This window comes from Anaerococcus tetradius ATCC 35098, from assembly GCF_000159095.1.
Taxonomy (GTDB): Bacteria; Bacillota; Clostridia; order Tissierellales; family Peptoniphilaceae; genus Anaerococcus; species Anaerococcus tetradius.
In genome coordinates this window covers 1-416 of record NZ_GG666359.1, presented here as the reverse complement: position 1 = coordinate 416, position 416 = coordinate 1, and the positions used below count along the sequence as shown (strand labels likewise).

Genomic DNA, 416 nt, shown 5'->3' with positions numbered 1-416 from the left:
TACGGACACTTACGAAAAAATTAATGGAGCAGACCTTTACGGAATGCTCCATTTTTTAATTTTTACCTTGTTAGGGAGAACCCTAAGACCCCGAAATATATTTTATAAAGGAGAATACAATGGCAAATAGATTTAGAAATGAAAGAATAGAAATAAAGCTAACTAAAGAAGAAAAAGAAGTTTTTGAAAAGAAAATGAAACTTGCAAATTGTAAAACAATGTCCCACTTTCTTAGAAAGTGCGTATTAGAAAAAGAAATTTATGTAGTAGATTTAGAACCATTTAGAAACCTACAATGGCTGCTTTCAAATGCAACAAATAATATAAACCAGATTGCAAAAGCTACTAATACAACTGGTGTTATTTACAAGAATGAAATTGAATCCATGAATAAGCAGATAGAAAAATTATCAAAA

At 29.1% G+C, this 416-nt stretch carries 1 protein-coding gene; it reads left to right on the top strand.

The features are described 5' to 3' along the window. Window positions 1-119: 119 nt before the first annotated feature. On the top strand, window positions 120-416 hold a 297-nt coding region (locus HMPREF0077_RS10170; RefSeq protein WP_004837942.1), incomplete at its 3' end, for a plasmid mobilization protein.